This is a genomic window from Mixta tenebrionis (genome assembly GCF_006517625.1).
GTDB classification, from domain to species: domain Bacteria; phylum Pseudomonadota; class Gammaproteobacteria; order Enterobacterales; family Enterobacteriaceae; genus Mixta; species Mixta tenebrionis.
This window is the reverse complement of record NZ_VHQI01000047.1, coordinates 1-950: the sequence shown is the minus strand read 5'-3', so window position 1 is coordinate 950 and position 950 is coordinate 1. Positions and strand designations below refer to the sequence as shown.

The following is a 950-nucleotide window of genomic DNA, read 5'->3' as shown; positions in this document are numbered from 1 at the left end:
TTTATCAGCCAGGACCCGATAGGATTGGTTGGGGGGATTAATCCGTATCAATATGGACCAAATGTTTTTGATTGGTTTGATCCGCTTGGCCTATGGAAAAAACATAGAAAAAATGGTCAGTTTGCGAAAAAGCCTGGACGTAAAAAGAAAAAATGTAACTCAGCTCATGGTAATAGCCATTCAACGGATAAACCGGCTGAAGGATATACTTTGCGAGATCGGGATACAGGTGAAGTAGCTAAATATGGTGAAACCACAATGGGGACATCTCGTTATAGTCAAAAATATTTGGATGATAATAATGTAGATATGTTCTTCGAAGCGGAAGGAACGAAGAAGGAGATGCATACCTGGCAACACGATAAAATACTAGAGTATAAATCTAATAATGGTGGTAAGCGCCCTCCACTTAACAAATCGGATTATTAATATTATGAAATTGTGGATATCATCAGAAGCAGATATAGATGTTGCTGAACAATATAGAGAAGTAAGACGTTTCCTTGAGTTCGAGATAAATAAATGTCTAGAAGAAATTGTTTTTGATAATGATTATGAGAAATGGGCATATATTGCCATGATAAGAGATAATAAGAATTGGGCTGAGGAAATTGCTAAAAAACATGTAAAACGGAAGGTTTTGGAATTTAGATTAAAAATAGATCATGGTGATTTTTTGCATGGTAATTTTCATCAAAGGGTTAACTTATTCATAGATGCTCTTCAGCGTTCAGTAGAAAAAATGAAAAAGCTAGGTATTTCAGATAGTGATAGAGATAAATTGTCAGTTATTCTGGAGTCAGTTAGAGTATCGCTTACTCATGAGTAATTAGTAAAAAGAGTCGAGGAAGGGCAACTATTTTCTCGGCTTTTTTATTATTTCAGGTCTGTTCAATTAACCAAACGGCTATGATGCGCTGGGACGCTGCCTGTATAAACAGGAGTACGAT

2 protein-coding genes are annotated in these 950 nt (G+C 35.9%); both read left to right on the top strand.

Annotated features, from left to right (window positions below):
* Positions 1-429: RHS repeat-associated core domain-containing protein (locus FKM52_RS22055; RefSeq protein WP_246085575.1), on the top strand; the 429-nt coding region annotated here is incomplete at its 5' end.
* A 4-nt stretch (positions 430-433) separates the two neighbouring features.
* Positions 434-829: an Imm44 family immunity protein gene (locus tag FKM52_RS21445; RefSeq protein ID WP_141178111.1), complete on the top strand. Its 396-nt coding sequence runs from the start codon at positions 434-436 to the stop codon at positions 827-829.
* The last annotated feature ends 121 nt before the right edge of the window (positions 830-950 follow it).

What these genes read in the sequence shown, in the direction of transcription:
- FKM52_RS21445 (WP_141178111.1), top strand. Translation starts at nt 434, where the DNA reads ATGAAATTGTGGATATCATCAGAAGCAGATATAGATGTTGCTGAACAA.